Source organism: Pseudarthrobacter sp. NPDC092439, assembly GCF_044754945.1.
GTDB lineage: Bacteria > Actinomycetota > Actinomycetes > Actinomycetales > Micrococcaceae > Arthrobacter.
Map to the genome: position 1 here is coordinate 864,027 of NZ_JBIVQB010000001.1, position 26,102 is coordinate 890,128.

Here is a 26,102-nt window from a genome sequence, read left to right on the forward strand (position 1 = left end):
GCTGTTCAGCGCTGGTGTGTAGCGTGGAGCCATGCCCTCTTCAGCTTCCCTCGTCTGGTTGCGCGACGATCTCCGCCTCGACGACAATCCGGCGCTGGCGCAGGCCGCCAGGCTGGACCAGCCGCTAACGGTGCTCTTTGTCCTGGACGAAAACTCGGACGGGATACGACCCCTGGGCGGCGCGGCGCGCTGGTGGCTGCACCACTCGCTGGCCGCCCTGGGCGCCTCCCTGGAAGCGGCCGGATCCCGGCTGCTCCTCCGCCGCGGACCCGCCGCCGCCGTCATACCCGAAGTCGCGGCCGCCACGGGAACCAGCCACCTCTTCTGGAACCGCCGTTACGGGCTGCCCGAACGCACTGTGGACGCCGCCATCAAGGCCTGGGCCGTAGAACAGGGCCTGGCTGCAACGAGCCTGCAGGGGAACCTCCTCTTCGAGCCCTGGACCATCCGCACCGGCGCGGGCGGGCCATACAAAGTTTTCACCCCGTTCTGGCGCGCCTGCCTGGCAACGGATGGCATCCGGGAGCCGATGGCGGCCCCGCCCACGCTGCCTCCTCCCCCGGCGGGTGCCGGCGCCGGCGACGACTTGGCCACCTGGGGCCTGCTGCCCGCCGCACCGGACTGGAGCGGCGGGCTGGCAGCTGAGTGGACGCCGGGAGAAGAAGGCGCCCGGCACCGGCTGGAGGATTTCCTGGCCGGGCCGGCACAGGAGTACGGAACCGGACGCAACCTTCCGGGCATCGAAGGAACCAGCCGGCTCTCGCCGCACCTTCGCTTCGGCGAGGTGAGCCCATTCCGGGTATGGCGGGAAATCAGCCGCCGCTTCCCACGGCAGGTACCGGCCGACGTCGGGATCTTCCGTTCCGAACTTGGCTGGCGGGAATTCTGCTGGCACCTGCTGTACACGAACCCGGACCTCGCCACCCGGAACTATCGCGCCGAATTCGACCGCTTCGAATGGAACAGGCCGGGTCCGGAGGAACTTGGTGCCTGGCAACAGGGGCTCACGGGGTATCCGCTGGTCGATGCGGGCATGCGCCAGCTGTGGACTACCGGCTGGATGCATAACCGGGTCAGGATGGCGGCCGCCTCGTTTTTGGTCAAGAACCTCCTCGCCGACTGGCGCACGGGCGAGGCCTGGTTCTGGGACACCCTCGTGGATGCCGACCCTGCCAGCAACCCGGCGAACTGGCAGTGGGTGGCTGGATCAGGTGCCGATGCCTCGCCGTACTTCCGGATTTTCAATCCCGTAACGCAAAGCAGGAAGTTCGATGCCGCCGGAACCTACCTGCGCACCTACCTCCCGGAGCTGAAGCAACTGGACGCCAAAGCCATTCACGAACCGTGGAAGTCAGGCTCGCACGGGTACCCGGTTCCCCTGGTGGACCTTTCCGAGTCCCGGCAGCGCGCCCTGGATGCCTACCAGCGGCTCAAGGACGGCTGAGGCCGCCGGCAGGGACCGGTGGGACGGCTGGATGATGCCGGGTCAGCGGCTGACCTTGCCCATGAGGGACGCAATGGGCCGGAGGAACAACGGGCGTGCCAGGAACCAGGCAGCGGCCATGACCGCCACCGAGGCCAGGAACACCCAGAAACCGAACCAGTCGTCGGCGTCCCGGACCCCATACATGTGGTTCAGGTTCCGCAGGGCCCCTGTTGCCAGCACCAGGAACACGTGCACGGCGATGAAGGCCACGAAGTAGATCATGACCGGGAAGTGCACGGCGCGGGCCCATTCGATCGGGAAGGCCTTGTTCAGGGCGGCCGCCTTCTTAGGCCACGCGCCGGACATCCGCAGGCCCGTTATGAAGGCCAGCGGTGCGGCGATGAACACGGTGGCGAAGTAGGCCAGCAGCTGGAGGGCGTTGTAGTTGACCCAGCCGTTTTCGGTGGGCCAGTTGAGTGAGGCGTACTGCAGGGCCGCCGAAAGGGCGTTGGGGAAGATATCCCAGCTGGTGGGCACGATCCGCATCCATTGGCCGGTGGCGAAGAGCAGCACCGCGAACACCAGGCCGTTGACGATCCACAGGACATCCAGTGCCAGGTGGAACCAGAGTTCCAGGGTGATCTTGGTGGGCGCGTTGCGGGTCCGGATGAGGCCCTTGTTGTTGCGGGTCCAGTGTCCGCTGGGCTTGGTGGTGGTCCGCACCTGCCAGCCGCTGCGGATGATCAGCAACAGGAAGAAGGCGTTCAGGAAGTGCTGCCAGGCAAGCCATGCCGGGAATCCAACGGGCGCGCCTTCCGGCAATTCCGAATGGCCGGGAAATTCCGCCACGAATGAGGCCACCGGGCCCAGGCCCATGAGGAGCTTTGCCAGGAGAACCAGGACCACCAGCGCCGCCAGGACCGCCGGCACGGCCCAAAACAGTTTGGACCTCTGGCCCGCCGCGCCGCCGGGCTTCTTCGTGGGTGTGGACATCGATCAACATTCCTCTCGAGAATGACTGGCCAAGTGCTCACGGACGCGTGAGGCTCCGCGAAAGAGAATACTAGGAACCGCAAGTATATCCGGACAAGGAAAAGCCCCGCCCGGCTGTGCCGGTCGGGGCCTTTGCATAGTTGCGGGGACAGGATTTGAACCTGTGACCTCTGGGTTATGAGCCCAGCGAGCTACCGAACTGCTCCACCCCGCGTCGCTTGACCAACACTACCCTACTTTGGCCTCGAGGTTTTCCACCTGGCAGCAGGAGCCCGCCAGACCCGGGCAGAAAGCAGGGTGATTCCGGAAACAGGAAAGTCCGGACACCGTTTCCAGTATCCGGACTTTCCGTTTCAGTTGCGGGGACAGGATTTGAACCTGTGACCTCTGGGTTATGAGCCCAGCGAGCTACCGAACTGCTCCACCCCGCGTCGCATGAACTACTTTACCGGGCGGTGAACATCAGGCCAAATCGGGAGGCCGTGATGTCCGTCTCCCCCGCGCCCGGCACCCGCTCCGCAGAGGAGCAGGCGCCGGGTGCCGCCGTCGTCCCTAATTTCCTGCGCTCGTGGACGGCGTGGGTTCGGCAGTGGCGGTCGGGGCTGCCGGGGCGGCCGCCGGGATCTTCGCTTCGGCGCTGACCGCCTTCTGCAGGGCCGCTGCCAGCTTCTTCTGCGCCTCGCCGTAGGCCGCGAAGTCGGCGGCCGCCAGCGCGGCCTGTCCATCCTTGATGGCCTTATTGGCCTCGTCGAGCGCAGCCTTCAGCTCCGCCTTGGCGTCCGTGGCTGCCGGCGCCCCGGGGGTCGGATCCGCAGGCGCCTGGCCGTTGTTGTCCGAGTCGCCCGCAGCCGCGCCCGAGTCGCCGCCGAACAGTTGCTTGAGTGCGGCGTCGAGGGTGGGAGCGAAACCGACCTTGTCGCCAAACGCCACCAGGACGCGCTGGAGCGTGGGGTAGGACGTTTCGCCCGTGGACTTCAGGTACACCGGCTGCACGTAGAGGATGCCGCCGCCCACGGGAAGCGTGAGCAGGTTGCCGCTGAGCACGTCGGAGGCGCCCTGGCGCAGCAGGTTCAGCGCCTGGGACACAGTGGGGTCGGAGTTGAACTTGTTCTGCGCCTGCCCGGGACCCGGGACCTGGATTTCCGGCGGGATCTGCAGGAGCCTGAGCTTGCCATAGCTCTCGGCTTTCACGCCGGCCTCGTTTCCGGCGTCCGAATCGGCGGCCAAGAAGCCGTAGAGGACGTTGCGGGCCGTGCCGTTGACAATCTGCGGAATGAACGACGACGTCAGCTGGAACGCCGGCTTGTCCTGGTCCGGCATCTGCAGCGACATGTAGAACGGCGGCTGCTTCACGTCGGTGTCCACAGTGGGATCCGCCGGGACGCTCCATGCGTCATTCGTCTTGTAGAAGCTGGAGGGATCGGTGACGTGGTAGCGGCCCAGGAGTTCCCGCTGGACCTTGAACAGGTCCTCGGGGTAGCGGACGTGGCTCATGACCGCCCCCGACATCTCCGAGTACGGCTTCAGGGATGCCGGGAACACCTTCTGCCAGGACTTCAGCAGCGGGTCCTGGTCATCCCAGGCGTACAGCGTGACGCTGCCATCGTAGGCATCCACCGTTGCCTTCACGGAGTTGCGGATGTAGTTGACAGTGCTGTTCGGCAGTGCGACGGCGCGTCCCGAGGTGGTCTGGGAGTCCGCAGTGGCGTCCGACAGCTGCTGCTGCTGGGAGTACGGGTAGAACTGGGTAGTGGTGTAGCCGTCCACGATCCATTTCACGCGGCCGTCCACCACAGCCGGGTAGGCGTTCCCGTCGACGGTGAGGTACGGGGCCACCTTCTCCACGCGTTCACGCGGGTTGCGGTCGTACAGGATCTGCGACTCCGGATTCACGCCATCCGAGAGCAGCAGGTCCGAGGACTGGAACTTGATGGCGTAGAGCACCTTGTTGAAGAACGTGCCGACATTCGGTCCGCCGTTGCCCTCGAAGGTGTACTGGGTTTCGCCTTCCCCGGACGGCCGGTCCTGTTCACGTTTGGGGGCCCCATCCGGGGCGCCAACGATCGAGTAGTCCGGCGAGAACTCACCGAAGTAGATGCGCGGTTCGTAGCTGGAGTCATCCCCGAGCACGCCCGTGGAGGGGATGCCGGACTGGAGGAATTCAGGCTTGCCGTCCACGGTGAACTTGTTGCCCTTGGCCGCCACCACGCCGTAGCCATGGGTGTACACCACGTGCTCGTTCAGCCAGCCCTGCTGGTTCGTGGCCACGTTGTCCGGGTTCAGTTCACGGACCGCGATAACGGTGTCCTGGATTTTGCCGTCCACCTCGTAGCGGTCCACGTTGAGGGCCTCGGGGAACTGGTAGTACGGGCGGTACTGTTCCAGCTGCGAAAACGCGTCGGAGATCAGGTTCGGGTCCAGGAGGCGGATGTTCGCGGTGGTCTGGGCGTCCGGGGCCAGCGCGCCGGTGGTGGCCGTGTTGGTGGCGTCGTAACGGTCCACCTGGATGGTATCGAGGCCGTACGCTTTGCGGGTGTAGTCGATGTTGCGCTGGATGAACTGCTTTTCCAGGGTCTCCTCGGACGGCCGCACCTGGAACTGCTGGATGACCCAGGGGTAGACACCGCCGGCCAGGATGGAGGTGATCACCAGCATCGCGGTGCCGATCATGGGCAGCCGCCACCGGCCGATCACGGCCGCCACCACGAACAGGATTGCCACCAGCAGCGCCGCTACGGCCAGGATGGCCTTGGTGGGGATCACGGCGTTGACGTCGGTGTACAGCGCGCCGGCCCAGCGGCCGTTGCTGCCCTGCAGCGCCGCGTAGCGGTCCAGCCAGAAGTTAATGCCGAGCAGCAGCAGGAAAGCCGCACCCGTGACCGCAATGTGGATCTGGGCTGCCCTGCTCGTGAAAACGCCCCGCTCCATGAGCCGGATGCTTCCGTAGAGGTAGTGGGTCAGGATCCCCGCGATGCCGGCAATGACCACAACGCTCAGCAGGAAGCCGGTGACAAAGCCGAGGAACGGGAGGGTCATGACGTAGAAGCTGATGTCCAGCCCGAACTCAGGGTCCGTTTGGCCGAAGGGTTCCTGGTTGAAGAACAGCAGCACCTTCTGCCACTGGCTGGCAGCGGCACTGCCGGCGAAGAGCCCGAAGAGGACCGGCAGCCCCACCATGACCACGCGGCGGACAGGCTCAAGCTGGGCCTGGTACCGGTTCAGGTTGTCGCGGATGTCTGAGTCCGGTGCGTAGACCGGACGGGCGTTGTAGGCGATCCGGATCGCGAAGTACACCGCCAGGAACATCGTTGCGAACCCGCCTGCGAAGATGCCGGCCCGTGACAGGTTTTCCGTGATGAAGACTTCGACGAAACCGAGCTGGCGGTACCAGAGCACGTCCGTCCAGACATTGGCAAAGAAGATGAAGCCCACCACAACCAGCGCAACAACCACCAGGGTGGGTGTCAGGGTACCGCGTGATGACGGGGGTCTTCCGGTGGGCATGGGGCTGGCAGGACGGGACAAACTCGATACCTCATAGCTGCTGGTCAGAAATGCTTAGTTCCTGCCAGTCTAGTTGCTCGAACAGGCAGGAAGAGCGGCCGTGTCCAGGCCGTTACCTGCGCGTTCCACGGCGGCGCGTGCCTCCGCCAGCGTCTCTACACGGACCACCTGCATACCGTCCGGGACGTGCTCCGCCACCTCCCCGCAGTTTTCGGCGGGAGCCAGGAACAACGTGGCACCGGCCTCCCGCGCGCCCTGCATTTTCTGGCGGATGCCTCCGATGGGGCCCACCTGCCCGTCCGGCGAGATGGTTCCGGTGCCGGCGATGTGCCTGCCGCCGGTCAGGTTGCCCGGCGTGATGGTGTCGATGATGCCCAGCGAAAACATCAGGCCGGCGCTTGGCCCGCCCACTTTCTCAAGCGAAATCTTCACGTCAATGGGAAAGGTGAACAGGTATTTGAGCATGACGCCAAGAATGTGGCGGCCCTCCACTTCCTGCGGAGTGACGCTCACGGTGACCGGCTTTCCGTCCCGCTCCAGCACCACGGTGGCAGGCGCCCCGCCGCCGGCAGCGAGCTCCTTCTGGATGACTGAGAGGGCGGTGACCGCCTTGCCGTTGATGGAAGCGAAAATATCCCCCGGCAGAATCTTGCCCGCCGAAGCGGAGCCCTCCGGGATCTCCGCGGCCTGGAGCTTCTCACCGAACGGGATGTCCAGCTCATTCAGTGCGGATGCCAGGGCGTTTTCCTGGGAAGAGGCCATTGCCATGGAACTTTGCTCATCGGCTTCCTCTTTGGTGGTGCCGGTGGGATATAGCAGTTCCACCGGGTGGATGCTCCTGGCAGGATCCAGCCAGGCCGAGAACGCGCCGAGGATGCTGACCGGGCTGTTGGGTCCGCCGTCGACGTAGACCGTGGTGAGGTCCAGGTTTCCCTCGGCAGGGTAAGCCTGCCGGCCGCTGACGCTGATGACCGGGGCGTCGTTGATCCTGCCAAGGGTGTTGTAGGTGGGCCCCGGAGATTCGATGACGTACGGCACCGGAACGGTCCCGACCGCAATCCCCAATCCGAGGGCTGTCATGCCCGCCAGCATCATGACGGACACTTTCCCGTCCCCGGGCTCCTTGTCCCTGGATTCACGGTCCCTGGGTTCGGCTATCAACGTCACCCACCAAGAGTACGCGCTGACCCGGGGCGGCGGTCTTTGCCGACAGCGAACGGTGCCGCCGGCCGGCAGACAGCCGCTTCCCGCGGGGGTACCGTGAAGGTTGATCAACAGTCACACCGACGATCGGCAGGACCATGACCTCCAATCCACTTAATTCGTCCAACGGCGATGACACGCCCAAGGATCCACTGGCAGAGATGCTGCAGAACCTGATGGGCGGCAAGGGGATGGAGAACTTCGACCCGGCCGAGCTGGCCAAGGCTGCGGGCCTGCCGAACGATCCCAACCTCCTGGCGCAGATGTTCGCCCAAGTCCAGGCCATGATGAGCGCCCCGTCAGAGGGGCCGGTGAACTGGACCCTGGCGCATGAGAACGCCCGCCGGGTGGCCGCCGGCAGCGCTGACCCGTCCGTGACGGCCCAGCAGTCGCGGGAAGTGGACGAGGCCCTGCGGCTCGCGGAGCTGTGGCTGGACCCGGTGACTGACCTGCCCGGTACGGGGCTGATCGGCCATGCGTGGTCCCGCGCCGAATGGGTCGAGGCCACACTGGGCACCTGGAAGCGGCTCACCGAGCCCGTGGCCAACAGCATCGCAAACGCGCTGTCCTCAGCCATGACTGAACAGATGCCGGAGGAAATGAAGTCCATGATGGGCGGCGCTTCCTCAATGCTGCAGAACATGGGTGGCGCCATCTTCGGCATGCAGCTGGGACAGGCCATCGGCGCACTGTCCACGGATGTGGTCAGCTCCACCGACATTGGCGTGCCGCTGGTGGATCTGGAGATGGCACTCCTGCCGGCCAACGTGGCAGCCTTCGGTGAAGGCCTTTCGCTGCCGGCAAACGACATCCGGCTCTTCCTCGCGGTCCGGGAAGCCGCCCACGCAAGGCTCTTCGTTCAGGTCCCCTGGCTCCGCGGCCACCTGCTCGGCGCCATCGAGGCGTACGCCCGCGGTATCCACATCGATACCTCCCGTATCGAGGAGCTGGCCAGGGAACTTGACCCCGGCAATCCGGAAGGAATCCAGGAAGCCCTCTCGCAGGGCGTCTTCATGCCGCAGCGCACCCCGGCGCAGGACCAGGCCCTGGAGAAGCTGGAGACAGCCCTCGCCCTGGTGGAGGGATGGGTGGACGAACTGACGGCCGCCGCCACGGAAAATGTCCTCCCCTCCGCTGCCGCCCTGCGCGAAACGGTCCGGCGCCGGCGTGCAACCGGCGGTCCGGCGGAACAGGCCTTTGCCTCGCTGGTGGGGCTGGAACTGCGGCCGCGCCGGCTTCGGGACGCCGCCACGCTGTGGGCGACCCTCAAGGAGGAACGCGGCATTGAGGGCCGCGACGCCATCTGGCACCACCCGGACCTCCTGCCGACAGCCGAAGACCTGGACGATCCCCGCGGCTTCAGCGGCCGCCGCAAGCTCGCTGAAGCCAGCGGCAGCGAAGTGGATGACGCCCTGCAGAAGCTGCTGGACGGCGGATTCGACGACGCGCCGGACTCCGACGGCAAGTGACCGGCCGGCTTATTGGCAGGAGCCGGGAGGTTCGGGCAGGGACCTCGATGTGGCAAACGCGACGCCTTCCAGGAACGCCTTGGCCCGCTGTGTCTCCGGGTAAGGCTCCAGGAGGCGCCAAAAGGCGGCGTTGTGGGAGGGCACCAGCAGGTGTGCAAGCTCGTGGAGCAGCACATAGTCGATGACCCACTGCGGCATGGGCCGCAGCTTGTCCGACAGCCTGATGCTTCCGTCCGACGGCGTGGCCGAACCCCAGCGCGAGTTCTGGTTGCCCACCCACCTGACGGAGGAAGGAACGGCGCGCCCTCCGAGGTAGCGGGCCGAAAGCGCGGTGGCGTGTTCCGCCAATGCGGCGTCGCTGGCGGGACGCCGGCGGCCGCCGGCAGCGCGCTTCTCCCCCTGCCGCTGCAGTTTGGCCAGCATCCGGTGCACCCACTCGGCCTCCTGCGCTGCGGAGAAGCGTGCCGGAATGGCCACCACGGCGGTGCCGTTTTCCCAGAAGGCGGCCACGGTGCGGGTGCGCCGGGCTGAACGCCGCACCTCCACGGGGGAACCGTCCGGGGTGCTGAGGGCAGCCGCAGGTATAGTGCCCTGTGCAGGCGCACGCCCTGTCCGCCTGCTGTTCACAGTGCCTGGCTTTCGGCAAGCACCCGCAGGACCTCTTCGCCGTAGCGTTCCAGCTTGGATGGACCGACGCCGGGCAGTGCGGCGAGGTCTTCCAGCGCGACAGGCCGGGCTTCGGCAATCGCCGTGAGCGTGGCATCCGTGAAAACCACGAAGGCCGGCACGTCCGCGGCCTGGGCCACTTCCAGGCGCCAACTCCGCAGCGCATCGAAGGTCTGTTCCTCATAGCTGGGCGGGCAGTTGTTGCATCGGCCCACCTTGCGCTCCGCGCCCGTGGCCAGCATGCTTCCGCAGACGCGGCAGACGGCGGGTGCCGCAGCTTTTCGGCGGACGACGGCGGTCCTCCCCCGTGTCCCGGAGCCTGCCACGGAGTCCGGCCGGAGGCCATCGAGGAAGCGCGAGGGCTTTCGGTTGGCCCGGCCGCCCGGAGTGCGGGCCGTGGACCACGAGAGCGACAGGTGTTCGCGGGCACGTGTGATGCCGACGTAGAGGAGGCGGCGTTCCTCGTCGACCGCTTCGGGGGTATCGGCGAAGGAAATGGGCATGAGACCTTCGCTGAGGCCCACCAGGAACACGGCATCCCATTCCAGGCCCTTGGCGGCGTGCAGCGAAGCAAGCGTGACGCCCTGGACCGTGGGTGCGTGCTGGGCCAGCGAGCGTTCCTGGAGCTCGTTCACGAAGTCCGCGAGGCCGAAGCCGGCACCGCGGGCCTGGACCAGGTCATCGGCCAGTGCCACAAGGGCTGCCAGCGACTCCCACCGCTCGCGCAGCGCCCCACCGCTGTGCGGGGCCGCCTCCGTATAGCCCAGGGACGAGACAATGTCCCGCACCAGCTGCCCCAAGGGCTCCGCGGCATCCTCCGGGGCCACGGCGCGGGTGGCGGCGCGCAGTTGCAGGATCGCGTCGCGTACCTCCTTGCGGGCAAAGAACCGTTCACCGCCGCGCAGCTGGTAGCCAATGCCCGCGGCTGCGAGCGCCTGCTCGTAGGCTTCGGACTGTCCGTTGGTGCGGAAGAGGATGGCCACCTCGCTGGCGGGCGTGCCGGCTTCGAGGAGCTGCCTGATTTTTTCCGCCACCGTGGCGGCTTCCGCCTCGTCATCCGTGCACTCGATGAAGCCCGGTACGGGACCTGGGGGCCGCTGCGCCACCAGCTGGAGCGGCGAAGCCCAGGCGGCGTCCGCTACGGAGCCGCCGCTGCGGCGGGCGGCAAGGAGATCATTGGCGAGCTTGACCACCTGCGGAGTGGACCGGTAATCGCGGATGAGCTTGACCACGTTGGCCTGCGGGTACCGGGCCTTAAAGCCCAGCAGGTGCTTCGGGGAGGCCCCGGTGAAGGAATAGATGGTCTGGCTGGCATCGCCCACCACACACAGTTCATCCCGGCCGCCCAGCCAGAGCTCCAGCAGCCGCTGCTGCAGCGGGGATACGTCCTGGTATTCGTCCACCACGAAATGCCGGTACTGCTCGCGCACCGTGGCGGCAACCTTCTCGTCCTCCTGCAGGATGCCCACGGTGATGAGCAGGACATCCTCGAAGTCGATGACGTTGCGGTCTGTCTTGACGTCCTCGTAGGACTGGAACACCCGGGCCACCGCAGTGGGGTCGAATCCGCCGGGTGTTCCGCGTCCCTGGGCATTCTCCAGGTAGTTGGCAGGAGTGAGCATGGAGACCTTGGCCCACTCGATCTCGGATGCGAGGTCGCGGATGGATGCCCGGTCCGTGCTGAGGCGGAGCCGGCGGGCGGCCTCGGCCAGCAGCTGGGCTTTGTGGTCCAGGAGGTGCGGCAGGGTGCCGCCGACGGCCTGTGGCCAGAAGAACTGAAGCTGGCGCAGTGCCGCTGCGTGGAACGTCCTGGCCTGCACGTTCCCGGCACCCAGGTCGCGCAGGCGGCTGCGCATTTCCGCTGCCGCCCTGGCCGTGAAGGTCACCGCAAGCAAACGCTGGGGAGTGTAGACACCCGAATGGACCCCGTATGCGATTCGGTGCGTGATTGCCCGCGTCTTGCCTGTTCCGGCTCCGGCCAGCACGCACAAGGGCCCGTTGAGGGTACTGGCGACTTCTCGCTGTTCGGCGTCCAGGCCCCCAAGGATCCGGTCCTCCAAGGATGCTGCACCGTCAAAATGTTCTGGAGTCACTTCTGCTGTTCTTTGTCTCGAGTGCCGCGTGCCGGAAACCGGCGGGAGGGACCGCTAGGCCCCGGTGCGGTCCTGGATGGGTCCGCCGAACCAGTGTTCGATCAGTGCCCGGGCAATGGAAAGCCTTCCCGGAATGGTGATTTCACCGTCCAGGATGGCTTCCTGGAGTCCGGCGCGGCTGAACCAGCGCGCCCTGGTGACCTCCACGCCGTCGGGCGTTGCTTCCGAATCTTCCGTCACGGCGGTAAATCCAAGCATAAGGGAGGCAGGGAACGGCCACGACTGGGAGCCGAGGTACTGGCACGCGGTGACCCTCACCCCAACTTCCTCGAAGATCTCGCGCACCACTGCCTGCTCAAGTGATTCTCCGGGCTCCACGAAACCGGCCAGCGTGGAGTAGTTGCGGGCGTCCAGCGGGCCGCCGCCGCCCAGGAGCAACCGGCCGTCCGGGCCCACCACCGTGACGATGATGGCCGGATCCGTCCGCGGGTAGTGCTCCGTGGAGTCCGCGGGGCAGCGGCGGATCCAGCCGCCGGCTTCCACCTGCGTGGGCACTCCGCAGCGCGGACAATGGGTATGGCCGGCATGCCAGTTGGCAATGGCGCTGGCCTCGACGAAGAGCGCGGTGTGGGTGGCGCTGAGCCCGGCGGCAACGTCGCGGAAGCCCCGCCAGGCAGCATCGGCCGGAATTCCTGCCGTGCCGGGTTCTGCCGGCGCGGACAGAACGAACAACAGGAGCCGGGTGCCGGGGGGCAAGTCCGAGCCTGCCAGCGCCGCGCCGAGGTAGACCACCAGGTTTGGTTCGATGCCGGCGGCGGCCATGCTCTCCCGCAGGTCCCTGGCCCCCGTGAGGAACAGGGCGCCGTCGCGGACCAGCCCCTCCCGGCCCGACAGGACCACGGCAAGGGTGCCGTGGCTCTCCAGCAGTTCGTTCACCATCCCGGGGCGGATGCGGACTGCGGCCCCGCGGTCCACCAGTGCGGGCGGGACCGGCAGCACCGTGTCCATCAGGTGGTTGGCGGGCATCCGCGCCGGGTGGTCCCGGCGGGCCGGTGCAACAGACTCCGCGTGGCTCATGGATCCACCGTACTGACTGGAGCCGACAATTGACATTCTCGGCCGCGGGAGGACCAGGCCCGGGTGATTTATACCTATCTGGAGACTCGCCGCCGCCACATCGGGCTCTTGGCGGGCGGGCAATCTACCGTGGAACGGTGAGAAGAGAACCGATGGAACTGGCAGCCGTCGCTACCGCGGCTGTCCCCGGACTGACCCCTACGGCTGTCAGTGCTGCCCCGGACGATCCGGCGGACTTCGATTCTGCCCTGCTGCTGGATTCGGAGGGCAAGCGCTGGCGGGTCAGGTCCCCGCGCCATGCCGAGGCGAGCGCCCGGCTGGAGACCGAATTCCTGGTACTGAGGGCCTTTGCCCCAGCCGTCCGCGCCGAGCTGCCGTTCCTGATGCCTACGGTGGCCGGAAGTGTCCGCCTTGGAACGCTGAGTACGTTTGTCTACTCGCACCTGGGGGGCTCCACCCGCAGCGTGGAGGAACTGACCGGCGGTTCCCCGGCCCTCGCCAGGGAAATCGGTACCGCCCTGGCTGCGATCCACGACCTTCCGCTGGACCTGGTCAACAACGCCGACCTGCCCAGCTATACCCCCAACGAGTTCCGGCAGCGCCGGCTGAACGAACTGGACCAGGCCGCCACCACCGGGAAAATTCCGGCCGGCCTGCTCCTGCGCTGGGAGCACGCCCTCGAAGACGTCTCACTGTGGCGTTTCAACCCGTGCGTGGTGCACGGGGACCTGCACGAGGACAACCTGCTGGTGGATGGTGACCGTGTGAGCGCCGTGACCGGCTGGACCGACCTGCGGATCGGCGACCCCGCAGACGATTTTGCGTGGCTCGTCGCGTCCAACGAACAGGACTTCGTGGATGCAGTGCTGGCCGCCTACACGTCCGCACGCCGCGACAGCACCGACACCCATCTCCTGCGGCGGGCGGCGCTGTCAGCAGAGTTTGCACTGGCGCAGTACCTGGTCAAGGGCATCGCGGCCGATGATGCCGAAATGGTCGCCGAGGCGGAGGACATGCTTACGTCGCTCGACGAGGATATCCGGCGCCATGGCGGCCAGCCAATCTCGGTGGAGCCGGTGGTTACTCTGGAGCCGTCCGCGCCGCTCCCGCCAGTGCAGCCGGCTCCGCCCGTCCAGGCAGTCCCTTCAGTCAAGCCGGTGCCGCCCGTCCAGCCGGTTCCGCTGAAGGCCGTGCCTGCAGTGCACGTCACCCCGATTCCGCCGGAGCCGGGCCACGGTGCCGGCGACGGCGTCGGGCCCTCCGCGAACGCGGAGGACCCGTCCACGGCTGCCCTCTCCGTGGTGGAGATCAGGAAGAACTGAACGCGGCAGCCACCATCTCCTCCAGCTGCGCGGCGGTCCCGAGGTCGTGGGGGCGCACCACCTGGTTGTCCGCAACATAGAAGAACGCCGCCCGGACGTCGTCCAATGGGACGCCCTTGAGCCGTGCCCAGGCGAGCCGGTAGACGGCCAGCTGCACCGCGCGGGTCTTGAGCTGGCCGGCGGACGGCCGCCGCCCGGTCTTCCAGTCCACCAGGTCCCAGCGGCCGTCCGGGTCCTGGAACACGGCGTCGATGCGGCCCCGCACCACAACGTCGCCCACCCGGGTTTCCACGGGTACCTCAACGAAAACCGGGGAACGTTCCGCCCAAGGTGAGGCCTTGAAGGTGGCCACCATTGCGTCGAGGTCGTAGGCGGCATCGATATGGTCGTCCGGGCCCGGGGCCTCGCCCAGGTCCAGCATCCCGCTGGTTCCGTAGTACTCTTCCACCCAGGCGTGGAAGGCGGTCCCCTTGCGGGCGGACATGCCCGGTTCACGCGGGACGGGCCGGCGCAGGCGCGCCAGGACCGCTGCCGGATCATCACTGAGTTCCACGAAAGTGGACGCCGAGATGTGGCCGGGAAGATGGACGTCCTGGCCGTGTGACCGCCGGGCCCGGCGTTCCAGCAGCAGCGCGGCTTCCTTCGCCCAGACCGGCGGAGTGGTTCCGGGATGGCCTGTCCCGCCTGTCTCAGGCAGCAGGGACTCCTGCGGGACAGATTCCAGCGCTGCCCGGACGCGCGCCGCGGCAGCTTCCATGGCGGCCCGCCGCCCTTCAACGGACCGCAGGCGAGCTCCCGTACGGGGATCTACCGGCCCCTCAAGCGGATCGTAGGGCCAGGAGGCGACCTCTGCGTCCAGCGTCAGCGGACTGGAGTCGGGCAGGGCGGCCTCCTCAAGGGACGCCGGGTGGACCGCTGCAGCGGCCTGCGCACCGTCCCTGCCCTGCTGGGCGAGCGCTTCGAGTTCGGCGAGGAACGGAGACATCTCGGCCCGGCCGGCGCGGGAGCCCACCCACGCGGCGCTGGATACCCACAGGACGTGTTTGGCGCGGGTATAGGCCACATACGCCAAGCGCCGTTCCTCGGACACTCCGTGTGCCTGGACAGCCGACTTGAAATCCTTCTCCGCGTCGATCCAGCCTTTCTGGTCCGGCTGGTCCAGATCCCATTGCGGCAGGTCCGCCCGGTCCCCGCGCAGGGGCCAGGGAAGTGCTGCCGCGCCGCTGCTCCACCGCGAGTCGCGGTCGCTGGGAAAGGCGCCGGCATTCAGGCCCGGTACGAACACGACGTCCCATTCCAGGCCCTTGGATGCGTGGACCGTGAGCAGTTGTACCGCCTCCCGGTTGACCTCGCTGGGCGGGGATTCCAGCCCGTTCTCTTCTGCGGCAGCGGCCTCAAGCCAGGCCAGGAAGGCAATGACATCCACGCGCTGGGAGGTGCGCAGGAATCCGGCGGCCGCGTCCTGGAACGCGTCGAGGTTGCGCCGGGCCTGGTGGATGCTGGTGCCGGGACGGGCCGCCACCTCGATGTCCAGGAGCATGGCCCGTTCCACCTCGCCCAGGAGGGTGGTGAGATCGTCGCCCAGGTAGGTGCGCAGCTGGCGGAGTTCGGCGGAGAGCCGTGCCATCCTGCTGCGCGCCTCCGGGGTGAGGGACCGCCCGTGCGTGGACGTCCAGCCGTCGCGCGGCAGCCAGTCCAGGGCCTCCACCAGGCTGGCACCGTCGGTCAGGTCCCCCTCAAGGACCGGGCCGCCGTCGTCGGTTGCGTCCACTGACTGGCCAGGGCCCTGCTGCTCTTGCGGCAGGAACTCCCCCTTGGTGCCGTCCGCGGGCTGGGAGGCCCTGCTGCGCCGCCCCGCCAACTGGCCGGACCAGTCCCGCAGCGCCATGAGGTCTGCCGGGCCGATCCGCCAGCGTGCCCCTGCCAGCAGGCGCATCAGGGCGTCCGACCGGGTGGGATCGGCGAGGACGCGCAGGGTGGCCACGAGGTCCACGATTTCCGGCGTGTCCAGCAGCCCGCCCAGGCCGACAATCTCATAAGCGATTCCGCGGGCGTCGAATTCCCGCCGCACGGCCTCCATCTGGGAACGGCGGCGGCACAGGACCGCGAGCGCGGGCGGCACCGGTGAACCGTCCGGCTTCGTTTCGAAGACCGTCAAGCGATACTTCAGCACGTCCTGCGCAAGTGCCTCTGCCTCGGACGCGTCGCTGGCGAACCGGCCAAGGACCACAGTCCCGTCGGCCGCGAACGGGCTGGGCTGCAACGGAGGAACCTCGGGAACCCCGGTGGCGGCACCTGCCGGCGCGCCTGCGTCGTCCGGTTCTCCCCCACCGGGCCCCCGCTGGGCTGCTTCCCTTGCCAGCGCCTGGGACATGACGTTGGCCGCGGCCAGGATGTTCCGGCCGTTCCGCCACGCCGTGGTGAGGTACGACGTGGGCGCGGGAGACCAACTGCCGGGCGCCCCGTCCGGGTGGTTGCGGACGGGAAACTCCCGCACAAAGTGGAAGAGCTGGCCGGCGGACGCGCCCCGGAAGCCATAGATCGACTGGTTGGGGTCACCGACCGCCGTCACGGCGTGCCCGCCGCCGAACAGGCGGGAGAAAAGGACCAGCTGCGCGTGTGAAGTGTCCTGGAACTCGTCAAGGAGCACCACTTTATAGCGCTGCCGTTCAAGGGTGGCCGCCAGCGGAACGTCCCGGGCCACCTGCGCGGCCAATGCCACCAGGTCGCCAAAGTCCAGGGCGCCCCGTGCCCGTTTCGCGGCTGCGTACCTGGCCACCATGTCCGCCACGCTGGCTCGGGTACGCAGCATGGTTGCCAGATCGCCCGCAGCCTGCGGCGGGTTCTTCGGTTTGCCGTCCAGGTACGGCAGGGCCTGGAACTCCGCCAGCCGGGCCATCAGCCACGCCTCGACGTCCCGCGGGTCCTGGAGGTGCTCGGCGCACTCACCGGCAAGCTGGATGACAGCCTTAACCAGAGTGGACTTGGCAGTACGGAAGTGGGCGTACTCGCCGTCGTAGGCTTCCACCACCTCGCTGGCCAGCTGCCATGCCTGCGCGCCGCCCAGCAGGACCACGTCCCGTTCCACACCGAGCCGGAGCCCGTAGTCGGAGACGATTCCGCTGGCGAAGGAGTGGTAGGTGGATACCTTCGGCTCGGGCGCCTCGCTGCCTGACAGGCCTTCCGGGAAGCCGTGGCTGCCGTCCTGCCGGGCCAGCTGCTGCAGCGTGGCCAGCTTGGCCCTGATCCGGGATGCCAGTTCCCCGGCCGCCTTCCGGGTGAAGGTGACACCGAGGACTTCTTCGGGCCGCACCCAGCCGTTGGCCACCAGCCACACCACCCGGTCGGCCATGGTTGCCGTCTTGCCGGAACCTGCCCCGGCGATGACCAGGCGCGGAGCCAGGGGCGAAGAGATAATGGCGGATTGTTCCGGAGTGGGCACGTTCTTCTCGCCCAGCAGCCCCGACAGCTCTTCCGGTGTGAACCTCGGTTCCGGCACGCCGGGATGCTGGCCGCTCATTCGGTGACCTGCCGTCCGCGGACGCAGAGCGGGCAGACTTCCGGAAGCCGGCAGCCATGACCGCCGTGCCCTCCCTTGGCAGGATCGTGCCGTGCTTCAAACGTGCTGCCTGCCATCACGGCCGCTGCCTCCTTCACCATGTCCATGGCCCAGTTCTCCTGGGGGTCCAGCGCGTCCTGGTGCTGGATGGCGGGCCCCTTCGCCCCGGTTCCCAGTTGTGCGAGGACTGCACCGCCAGGTACGCTGCCGCTGCCGTCCTCAGCAGCGAACCCGCCGGCCACCACCGCCGCCTGGTAGGCGCCGAGCTGGGGATGGCGCGGAACATCGCCCTTGCCCGGCTGCCGTTTGCCGGTCTTGAGGTCCACAATCACCAGCCTGCCGTCGCCATCGATTTCCAGTCTGTCCACCTGGCCGCGCAGAACGCCGAGGCGCCTGCCGCCGTCGTCCGCTGTGACCGAACCAAGCGGAACCTCGAAGTCCTGTTCCACGCCCACCAGGCTGCGCCCGTCGGAGCGCATGGCCAGCACGTACAGCGCCAGCTTGCGGACCATGGCCTCCGCCCGCTGGAAATCCAACTGTCCTTCCCAGTTGTCCTTCATTCCCAAGGCCGGCCAACGCTTAACCAATTCGGCAACGTACTCGGAGCCGGAGGCCTCCGGAAGCTCCTGTGCAATGGCATGCACCAGCGTGCCCAGGCTGCGGGCAAAATCGGTGGCCGCCTCGCCCCCAGCCGCCTGGACGAACCAGTCCAGGGGCGATTTCTGCACCGTTTCGACCTTGGAAGGCGAGACAAAGACAGTACCGTCCGGCGGCACTACGGCCTGGTCGGAACTGAGCGGCGCAAGCCCCCACCAGGAATCGGGGTGGGCGCCGGGTATCGGCGGTTCCGCCGCGGCGAGGTGCGCCAGCACCCGCGTTGCTTCGTGACCGGCGTTCCCGCCGAGCTGGGCATGCTGCCGCAGTTCGGCCACCAAGGCGCGAAGGGTGGTGGGACGGTCAACGGGGGTATAGCCACGGCCAGTGCTGCCGGCGGGCAGCGGCGCAATGTAGTCCAGGAACGAGGAAGGCTGGTCATCCTCGGAGGAAACTGCTGTGCAAATGAGCAGGTCACGTGCCCGGGACACCGCGGTGGAGAAGCTCCGCAGCTCGTCGTAGCGGATGTCCCGCAGCCTGCTCAGCGGGTCGCGCTGAAGGGCATAGGGAACCCCATGCTCCACAGCGTCGGCGTAAAGCGTGCTGCCCAGGAGTTCACCGCGGAGCCTGGTATTGGGCCACACGCCTTCCTGGAGGCCCGCGACGATCACCACCGGCCACTCCCTGCCGGCGGCACTGGCGGGCGTCATCAGCTCCACGGCGTCGTCCACCTGCGCCCGTGCCGCCAGGGTGTCCATGGGGAGTTCCTGGTTCAGGAGGTACTCCAGGAACTGCTCCGGGCCGGCTCCCGGCATCTGGTCAACATAGCGTTCAGCGGTGTGGAACAGGGCCATCATTGCGTCCAGGTCCCGGTCCGCCCGGGCGCCGTGGGGGCCGCCGGACAGGGCCGCCCGGGTCCACTCCGCTGCACGGCCGGTTGCGCTCCAGATAGCCCAGAGCACTGATTCGGCATTGGCGCCAGGCTCCAGCGCAGCCACCTGGCCTGCCTGGATTATCCGGGCCGTCCTGCGGGCCGAGCGGCCCTCGATGCCGAGGGTGGACAACGCCCCGGGCTCCAGCAGGGCTTCGACGAGGAGCGAGTCGCTGGTCCGGCCGCCCCCGCCCTGAAGTTCCTCCCGCCGAAGCGACTGCCGGAGCCGGCGCAGTTCGATGGACGTGGCTCCGCCAATCCGCGAAGTAAGCAGCGATACCGCAGCCTCGGGCGTGAGAAGGGAGCTGTCCAGGGCTATGGCAAAGGCGTCCAGCAGCGGCCGCACCGCGACCTCGTCCCGGACGGCGGACTCCGCCACGGGAACGCGCACGGGTACGCCCTGCCCGGCCAGGTAGCGCTGGAGTTCCGCAACCTGCCCGCCGTTGCGGACGATGACGGCCATGTGGCTGAGGTCCCGTCCGTGGTTGATGTGCTGGTCCAGGATCCGCTGCGTGACGTACCGGAGCTCATGCACGGCCGAGGGGACGAGGTGGGCCTCCACGGCTCCGGCCTCGTTCCCGTCGCGGTGAGGTTCGAGGCGGCGGGCCAGCTGCCCGCCGGCGCGCCGGGAGATCCTGCCGGCCACACCCTGCCACGCCCTGGCCACGGCGGGCGCATGGCGGTGCGCGAACCGCAGGGGACGTTCCAGGATGACGGCCTCCGGGGACAGCAGCCGCGGAAGGTCCGCCACCAGGTCCGGGCGGGCACCCCGGAAGCCCTGGACCACGGTGTCCGGCGAGGAAGTGATGAAGGCATCACGTCCGGCGGCGATATCTGCCAGCAGCTCGAACACGGCGGGGCTGCCTTCCTGAATGTCGTCGGCCAGGACCAGCTGCAGGCGGTCCCGTTCGGCGGCCAGGAAATCCGGCGCGTCCTGGAAGACGTGCCGCGCTGCTGTCAGGATCCCGGCCGGGTCGAAAGCCTCCGGCATCCTGAGGTCCAGGACGTCGCGGTACTCGGCGTAAAGCCGCGCGGCGGCAACCCAGTCCGGCCGGCCTACCTGCCCGCCGAGCAGCGCGAGGTCCTCGGCGGTCCGGCCGGACTCGATGATCCGGTCAAAGAGCTGCCGGACCTCCTGACGGAAGCCCCGGGTTTCCAGGGCCAGGTCCAGGTCCCGCGGCCAGGGCAGTTCCAACCCGGGCAAGCGGTGCCCCTCGAGGAGTTCCTTGATGATGAGGTCCTGCTCAGGCCCGGATAGCAGCCGCGGCGGCCGGGACAGGGGAAGGATTCCTTCAGCCTTGGCACGGCGCAGCACATCGAAGGCATAGGAGGCCCAGGTCCTGGCCGGCGTGGTGCTCAGGCTCCGGTCCAGCCGGGCCGTGAAGCTGTCCCGCAGGAAGTCTGCTGCCAGCCGGGTGGGCGCCAGGATGAGCATGCGTTCGGGATCCACTCCGTCACGGACCGCGCGCGTAACGGCTGCCTCGATGAGGACGGTGGTCTTTCCGGTCCCCGGAGCGCCGGGTACCAGTACAGGACCGGAACCTGCCGGCACGTCCACCACGGCCTGCTGGTCCGGAGTGAGGACGGGTGCGGCGGCGTGGATCCTTGCCGGGGGAAGCAGGCGCAGCCCGGGGCCGGCGTCGCGTGTCTGCGCGTGGCCCGGGTCATGGCCCTGCGCCTGGTCCGGGAACCCTGGAAGCGAAGCAGTTAATGTCACCCGGACATTCCATCATCAGCTACTGACAATTCCGGCAGCGGCACCGGCCGATCCCGGATCACTGCGTCAATCCTCCGGAAATCCGCCTCGCTGGGCGCCCAGCGCGCGGCCGCCAGGTCCACGCGCCAGTTCCCCTCACCGGTCCGCAGGTATCCGGCGTAGTCCCCGCGCAACGCCGTTCCCTCCTCGAGATAGTGCTGCAGCGCCCGGGCCCCGTGCGCTGCGGGCGCGTGGCCGCTGGCCGTCACAACGCGCCACCATGGCACCGTGCTGCCGAAGTGGCTCATCACGGCGCCCACTTGGCGGGGGCCGCCGCAACCCAGAAGTTCTGCAACGTCGCCGTACGATACGGCGGAGCCTGCCGGGACCAGGTCGACGACGGCCAGGACCGCCTCCACGTAGTCACTCCGCATTGATCCAATGTAGCCGCAGTGGCGTTCAGCCGGATTGTCGGACGCTCCCGATAGCGTTGGAGCATGAGCACCTGGAACACCCTCCCCCGCGCGGCATTCGATCTCGAGACCACCGGGCGCAATTCCCGCGCGGCACGGATCGTGACGGCGTCCGTCACGGTGGTGGACCAGCACGGCGAGCTCGTGGCGGAGCATGAGTGGCTGGCGAATCCCGGAGTGGAGATCCCTGCGGAAGCCAGCGACGTCCACGGCGTCACCACAGAGCAGGCCCGCAGCCAGGGCCGCCCCGCCCACGAAGTCACCCGCGAGTTGGCAACAGTCCTGCAGGACCTTTTCGACGCCGGCGTCCCCGTCATCGCGTTCAACGCCAGCTACGACTTCACGGTCCTGGCGGCGGAATCCGCCCGCTACGGCGTTCCGCAGCTCACCCGCTTTCCGGTCCTGGACCCGTACATCATGAACAAGCAGGTAGACCGGTACCGCAAGGGCAAGCGGACTCTGACAGCGCTGTGCGAGGAGTATGGCGTGGTGCTGGACAACGCCCACACCTCCGCGGCGGATGCGCTGGCAACCTTGAAGGTCCTGGATGCCATGGCCGGCAAGTTTCCCAAGCTCGTCATGCCCGCCGGCCAGCTTCACCAGCTTCAAGTGGACTGGGCCGTGAGCCAGGCCGAAGACTTCCAAGGGTACCTGCGAAAGACCAAACCCACGGCCGTCATCGAAGGCGACTGGCCCGTCCTTCCCCCGCAGGACGCCACAACCGGAGGCTTCTAGCCGGCATGCCGGGGCCTGCGCCGGGCACCGCGGGATCGTGTTGGCCCGGACAGCCGGGCTGGGACCAGGATCACACCCTGACGCGCGAACCACACGGCCGGGTGCACCAACCGCGCCTTCCCCGAAATGTCTGCCCGACCGCAGCGCGGACTGCAAGCACATCGAAGAGCGAAACGATATTCGGGATAATGCGATACTGGCAAAATATCCAGCAGAAGTGACGGCGCCGAACCCCCGCTGACATAATTAAGTTCAAACGGGCGCCTGTGCTATGCCGCCGCCCCATGCCAATCTCCTGAGGATAAATGATCACTGTTACTGACCTGCGCAAGGTCTACCGCCAAGGGAAAAAGGAAGTGGTGGCCCTCGACGGCGTCTCGCTTTCGGTTCCCAAAGGCTCGATCCACGGAATCATCGGCCACTCCGGCGCCGGCAAGTCGACCCTTGTTCGCTGCCTCACGCTGCTTGACCGCCCCACGTCAGGATCGGTCAGCATCGACGGCACCGAGCTCAGCTCGGTCAAAGACTCGGAAATCCGTGCGGCCCGCCGCCGCATCGGCATGGTATTCCAGCACGCCAACCTGATGGACTCACGCACGGCCGCCGGTAACGTGGCCCATCCGCTGGAATTGGTCAAGACCCCCAAGGACAGGATCCGCGCCCGCGTGACCGAACTGCTGTCGCTTGTAGGGCTCGCCGGCTTCGAGAACGCCTACCCGTCCCAGCTCTCCGGAGGCCAGCGCCAGCGCGTAGGTATTGCCCGCGCCCTCGCCGCGGACCCGGACGTCCTGCTCTGTGACGAACCCACCTCGGCCCTTGATCCCGCCACCACGGACGAGATCCTGGACCTCATCCAGGACCTCACCACCCGGCTGCAGCTCACCGTACTCATCATCACCCACGAGATGAACGTGGTGAAGCGCGTCTGCAACTCCGTCTCCCTCCTGGCCAAGGGCCGCATCGTGGAACACGGCGCCCTGGAGGAGGTGGCCGGAAACCTGGAAAGCCGCCTGGCCAAGGCGCTGCTGCCGCTCCCTGCGGCCGAACCCCTGAAGGGCGCACTCCAGGGCGGCCCGGTCCTGGAAATCCTCTTCTCCGGCGAGAGCGCGCGGGAACCCGTGCTCACCGGCGTCGCACGGCATTTTGATATCGACCTCAATGTCCTGGCCGGCAGCGTGGAAACCCTGGGCGGGCAACAGTTTGGCCACCTCCGCGTCCAGCTTGCCCGGGAGGCGGACCGCGACGCGGTCATGGCCTACCTCACCGAACGCGGCATCGGCGTCAGGGCAGCAGCCCCGGGTGACGATAACACCGGCGTCGCCAGCCAGGCGGGAGAACTCCTGTGAACGAACTTTTCAGCAACCCGGTCCTGGCCAAAGCCCTGCCTGAGGCGATCGTGGAAACCCTGCAGATGGTGGGCATTTCCGCCTTCTTCACGGTCCTGGTGGGCCTGCCCCTGGGCGTCTTCCTGCATGCCACCGCTCCCGGCGGCCTGCGGCCCATGCCGGTGGCCAACCGGATCATGAGCGACGTGGTGGTCAACATCACCCGGTCCATCCCGTTCGCCATCCTCATGGTGGCGCTGATCCCGCTGGCGCGGCTACTGACCGGAACCAGCCTGGGGCCCGTGGCGGCATCGGTTTCCCTGTCCATCGGGACCATCCCCTTCTTCGCCCGCCTGGTGGAAACCGCATTGCGTGACGTCCACCATGGCAAGATCGACGCCGCCCAGGTCATGGGCTCCACCCGGATGCAGGTCATCAACAAGGTGATGCTGCCCGAGTCGCTTCCCGCACTGGTAGCAGCCACCACCACCACCGTGGTCACCCTGGTGGGCTACTCGGCCATGGCCGGGCTGGTGGGAGGCGGCGGCCTGGGCAAGCTGGCCTACAACTACGGTTTCCAGCGCTTCGACGTCACCGTCATGATGGTCACGATCGTCCTCATCATCGTCCTGGTCCAGGTCATCCAGGTCCTGGGCGAATGGATCTCCAGGCGCCTGGACCACCGCTAAGCCGGACCGCCAAGAGGCTTCTCCGGCCCCACATTCCCATTCAGCAGTTGAAAGGAACGCATCCCATGCGTAAGAAACTCTCCCTCCTGGCCACGGGCGTCGTCACTGCGCTGACGCTGGCTGCGTGCGGTGGTTCTTCCACCCCCAGCGCCGATGTTGCTACCCTTGACCCGGCCAACCCGGCAACCCTCACCGTCGGCGCCAGCCCCGTGCCCCACGCCAAGATCCTTGAGTTCGTCAACGAGGATCTTGCCCCCAAGGCCGGCCTGAAGCTCGAGATCAAGGAAATCGAGGACTATCAGACCCCCAACACGGCCCTGAGCGACGGTTCCCTCGATGCCAACTTCTACCAGCACCTTCCCTGGTTCGAAGACCAGGTGGAGACCAAGGGCTACAAGTTCGGCCACGGCGAAGGCGTCCACATCGAGCCCTACGCCGCGTTCTCGGAGAAGGCCACGGACATCAAGGACATCAAGGACGGCGCCAAGGTGGCCATCACCAACGACCCTTCCAACCAGGTCCGCGCGCTGAAGGTCCTGGAAGTTGCCGGCCTGGTCAAGGACATCGAGGATGACTCCGCCGTCCTGACCCTGACGGACGAGCAGAACTTCAAGAACCTGGAGTTCTCCGAGAACCAGCCTGAACTGCTGATCAACGACCTCAAGGATCCCTCCGTGGACCTGGCCCTGATCAACGGCAACTTCATCCTCAAGGCCGGCCTCAGCACCGAGGACGCCCTCGCCGTGGAGTCCGTGGAGGGCAACCCCTACGCCAACTTCCTGGCCTGGCGCGAGGATTCCGCCGAGGATGCGCGCATCCAGAAGCTGGAAGAGCTCCTGCACTCCCCCGAGGTCAAGGCCTTCATCGAGAAGGAATGGCCGAACGGTGACGTGACCCCCGCCTTCTAAGGCAGCCGGGACCAAAATCCCCGCCACCTGGACGTTTCCCCCGCGAATGCGGCGGGGAATGGTCCGGGAGGCGGGGATTTTTCGTTAACGTACGACGCCGGGCCTAACCTTGCGCTGCAGCCGCCGCCTTCGCAGCGGCCGGCAGGGCGTCGAGGATCCGGTTCATCGCGGCGTCGTCGTGCGCTGCGGACAGGAACCAGGCTTCGAAGACCGACGGCGGCAGGTAGACGCCAGCGTCCAGCATGGAGTGGAAGAACGGGGCGTACCGGAAGGCCTCCTGGGCCTGGGCGTCGGCGTAGTTGTGGACGCCGCGTGCCGAAGTGCCGAACGCCACGGAGAACAGGTTGCCGGCGAACTGGATGGAGTGGTCCACGCCGGCCGCGTCCAGCGCGGAGGACAGCGCTGAGGACAGTTCCAGGGAACGGGCGTCGATGGCCTCGTACACGTCCCGCGTGGCGTGGGTCAGGGTGGCCACGCCCGCGGCCATGGCCACCGGGTTTCCGGACAGCGTGCCCGCCTGGTAGACCGGCCCGGTGGGGGCGAGGTAATCCATGACGTCGGCCCGCCCGCCGAGTGCCGCCGTCGGCATACCGCCGCCGATGACCTTTCCGAAGGTGAGCAGGTCCGGCGTCCAGGGATCCGCGGCGTCCGGGGCGCCGCCGGTGAGCCCCCAGTAGCCGGAGTAGCCGGTCCGGAAGCCGGTGAGGACCTCGTCCATGATGAGCAGGGCGCCGTGTTCGCGCGTGATCCGTGACAGCCCCAGGTTGAACCCTTCGGCCGGGGTAACCACGCCCATGTTGGCGGGCGCAGCCTCGGTGATGACGGCCGCAATGTCCTGCCCGTGGGCGGCAAAGGCTGCCTCCACGGCGGCGAGGTCGTTGTAGGGCAGCACCAGCGTCTCTGCGGCGGTCGCCGCGGTGACGCCTGCGGAACCGGGCAGGGCGAGGGTTGCCACGCCGGACCCGGCGGAGGCCAGCAGGCCGTCCAGGTGGCCGTGGTAGCAGCCGGCGAACTTGATGATCAGGTTCCGGCCCGTAAACCCGCGGGCCAGGCGAACTGCGGTCATGGTGGCTTCGGTGCCGGTGGACACCATCCGCAGCCGTTCTACAGCCGGCACCCGCTCCTGGACGATGGCGGCCAGATTGGCCTCGTCCGGCGTGGAAGCGCCGAAGGACAGGCCCCGATCCACCGCGGCGTGCACGGCCTCGAGGACGGCCGGGTGCGCATGGCCCAACAAGGCGGGACCCCAGGAGCAGACCAGGTCAACGTATTCATTGCCGTCGGCATCGGTCAGGTAGGCGCCCTTGGCCGAGACCATGAACCGCGGAGTTCCGCCCACGGAGCCGAAGGCCCGCACGGGAGAGTTGACGCCGCCGGGCATGAGTTGCCGCGCGCGGTCGAAGAGTGCCTCGTTACGAGTGGTGCTGGAAGTCATGGTC

Annotated in this window: 17 protein-coding genes and 2 tRNA genes; 7 read left to right on the forward strand and 12 right to left on the reverse strand. The window is 67.6% G+C overall.

The features are described 5' to 3' along the window. Window positions 1-31 precede the first annotated feature (31 nt). Window positions 32-1,444, forward strand: a complete 1,413-nt coding sequence (locus ACIQCM_RS04020; RefSeq protein WP_400603193.1) for a cryptochrome/photolyase family protein — start codon at window positions 32-34, stop codon at window positions 1,442-1,444. A gap of 42 nt (window positions 1,445-1,486) precedes the next feature. On the opposite strand, the gene ACIQCM_RS04025 is transcribed toward ACIQCM_RS04020, so the two are convergent. The 5 genes from ACIQCM_RS04025 to ACIQCM_RS04045 form a co-directional block, all read right to left on the reverse strand. Further along, window positions 1,487-2,419, reverse strand: coding sequence for a cytochrome b/b6 domain-containing protein (locus ACIQCM_RS04025; RefSeq protein WP_400603192.1), 933 nt, complete (start codon window positions 2,417-2,419; stop codon window positions 1,487-1,489). A gap of 140 nt (window positions 2,420-2,559) precedes the next feature. Continuing rightward, a tRNA-Met gene (locus ACIQCM_RS04030) sits at window positions 2,560-2,633 on the reverse strand. 143 nt (window positions 2,634-2,776) lie between these two features. After that, window positions 2,777-2,850 (reverse strand) — tRNA-Met (locus tag ACIQCM_RS04035). Between the two features lie 121 nt (window positions 2,851-2,971). After that, window positions 2,972-5,923, reverse strand: a complete 2,952-nt coding sequence (locus ACIQCM_RS04040; RefSeq protein ID WP_400603191.1) for a UPF0182 family protein — start codon at window positions 5,921-5,923, stop codon at window positions 2,972-2,974. A 69-nt stretch (window positions 5,924-5,992) separates the two neighbouring features. Next, window positions 5,993-7,018 carry a PDZ domain-containing protein gene (locus tag ACIQCM_RS04045; protein ID WP_400604244.1) on the reverse strand — a complete coding sequence of 342 codons (1,026 nt, stop codon included), beginning with the start codon at window positions 7,016-7,018 and terminating at the stop codon, window positions 5,993-5,995. A 206-nt stretch (window positions 7,019-7,224) separates the two neighbouring features. On the opposite strand from ACIQCM_RS04045, the gene ACIQCM_RS04050 reads away from it, so the two are divergent. Next, entirely contained in the window at window positions 7,225-8,595 is a 1,371-nt protein-coding gene (locus ACIQCM_RS04050) for a zinc-dependent metalloprotease (RefSeq protein ID WP_400603190.1), read from the forward strand. A 9-nt stretch (window positions 8,596-8,604) separates the two neighbouring features. Here ACIQCM_RS04050 and ACIQCM_RS04055 read toward each other — a convergent pair whose 3' ends face one another. Genes ACIQCM_RS04055 through nudC form a run of 3 tightly spaced genes read right to left on the reverse strand, consistent with a single transcriptional unit; the run spans window position 8,605 to window position 12,431 of the window. After that, a complete protein-coding gene (locus ACIQCM_RS04055) occupies window positions 8,605-9,180 on the reverse strand; it encodes a YgjP-like metallopeptidase domain-containing protein (protein WP_400604243.1) in 576 nt (191 codons plus the stop codon). Window positions 9,181-9,218: 38 nt separating this feature from the next. Further along, entirely contained in the window at window positions 9,219-11,354 is a 2,136-nt protein-coding gene (locus tag ACIQCM_RS04060) for an ATP-dependent helicase (protein ID WP_400603189.1), read from the reverse strand. A 54-nt stretch (window positions 11,355-11,408) separates the two neighbouring features. Next, entirely contained in the window at window positions 11,409-12,431 is a 1,023-nt protein-coding gene (nudC, locus tag ACIQCM_RS04065; RefSeq protein ID WP_400603188.1) for an NAD(+) diphosphatase, read from the reverse strand. Between the two features lie 137 nt (window positions 12,432-12,568). Here nudC and ACIQCM_RS04070 point away from each other — a divergent pair, with 137 nt between their 5' ends. Next, a complete protein-coding gene (locus ACIQCM_RS04070; RefSeq protein WP_400603187.1) occupies window positions 12,569-13,753 on the forward strand; it encodes a macrolide 2'-phosphotransferase in 1,185 nt (394 codons plus the stop codon). Here the strand turns inward: ACIQCM_RS04070 and ACIQCM_RS04075 are convergent. The 3 genes from ACIQCM_RS04075 to ACIQCM_RS04085 all read right to left on the reverse strand — a co-directional run bounded on the left by ACIQCM_RS04075 (window position 13,740) and on the right by ACIQCM_RS04085 (window position 20,967). Next, the gene (locus ACIQCM_RS04075; RefSeq protein WP_400603186.1) at window positions 13,740-17,273 is read right to left on the reverse strand and encodes an ATP-dependent helicase; all 3,534 of its coding nucleotides are present in this window, start codon (window positions 17,271-17,273) and stop codon (window positions 13,740-13,742) included. The two genes, ACIQCM_RS04070 and ACIQCM_RS04075, sit on opposite strands and share 14 nt — an antisense overlap. Next, window positions 17,270-20,464: an ATP-dependent helicase gene (locus tag ACIQCM_RS04080; RefSeq protein ID WP_400604241.1), complete on the reverse strand. Its 3,195-nt coding sequence runs from the start codon at window positions 20,462-20,464 to the stop codon at window positions 17,270-17,272. Before ACIQCM_RS04080 ends, ACIQCM_RS04075 begins: the two co-directional genes overlap by 4 nt. 86 nt (window positions 20,465-20,550) lie before the next feature. Continuing rightward, window positions 20,551-20,967, reverse strand: coding sequence for an MGMT family protein (locus tag ACIQCM_RS04085; protein ID WP_400603185.1), 417 nt, complete (start codon window positions 20,965-20,967; stop codon window positions 20,551-20,553). Between the two features lie 63 nt (window positions 20,968-21,030). On the opposite strand from ACIQCM_RS04085, the gene ACIQCM_RS04090 reads away from it, so the two are divergent. The 4 genes from ACIQCM_RS04090 to ACIQCM_RS04105 all read left to right on the forward strand — a co-directional run bounded on the left by ACIQCM_RS04090 (window position 21,031) and on the right by ACIQCM_RS04105 (window position 24,663). Further along, a complete protein-coding gene (locus ACIQCM_RS04090) occupies window positions 21,031-21,741 on the forward strand; it encodes a 3'-5' exonuclease (RefSeq protein ID WP_400603184.1) in 711 nt (236 codons plus the stop codon). 305 nt (window positions 21,742-22,046) lie between these two features. Continuing rightward, window positions 22,047-23,087, forward strand: a complete 1,041-nt coding sequence (locus ACIQCM_RS04095; protein ID WP_400603183.1) for a methionine ABC transporter ATP-binding protein — start codon at window positions 22,047-22,049, stop codon at window positions 23,085-23,087. Further along, complete coding sequence (locus ACIQCM_RS04100) at window positions 23,084-23,755, forward strand: methionine ABC transporter permease (protein WP_400603182.1); 672 nt, start codon at window positions 23,084-23,086, stop codon at window positions 23,753-23,755. The genes ACIQCM_RS04095 and ACIQCM_RS04100 overlap by 4 nt, the downstream gene beginning before the upstream one ends. A gap of 65 nt (window positions 23,756-23,820) precedes the next feature. Further along, window positions 23,821-24,663: a MetQ/NlpA family ABC transporter substrate-binding protein gene (locus tag ACIQCM_RS04105; RefSeq protein WP_400603181.1), complete on the forward strand. Its 843-nt coding sequence runs from the start codon at window positions 23,821-23,823 to the stop codon at window positions 24,661-24,663. A gap of 103 nt (window positions 24,664-24,766) precedes the next feature. Here ACIQCM_RS04105 and hemL read toward each other — a convergent pair whose 3' ends face one another. Then, window positions 24,767-26,098, reverse strand: a complete 1,332-nt coding sequence (hemL, locus tag ACIQCM_RS04110; protein ID WP_400603180.1) for a glutamate-1-semialdehyde 2,1-aminomutase — start codon at window positions 26,096-26,098, stop codon at window positions 24,767-24,769. Window positions 26,099-26,102 lie beyond the last annotated feature (4 nt).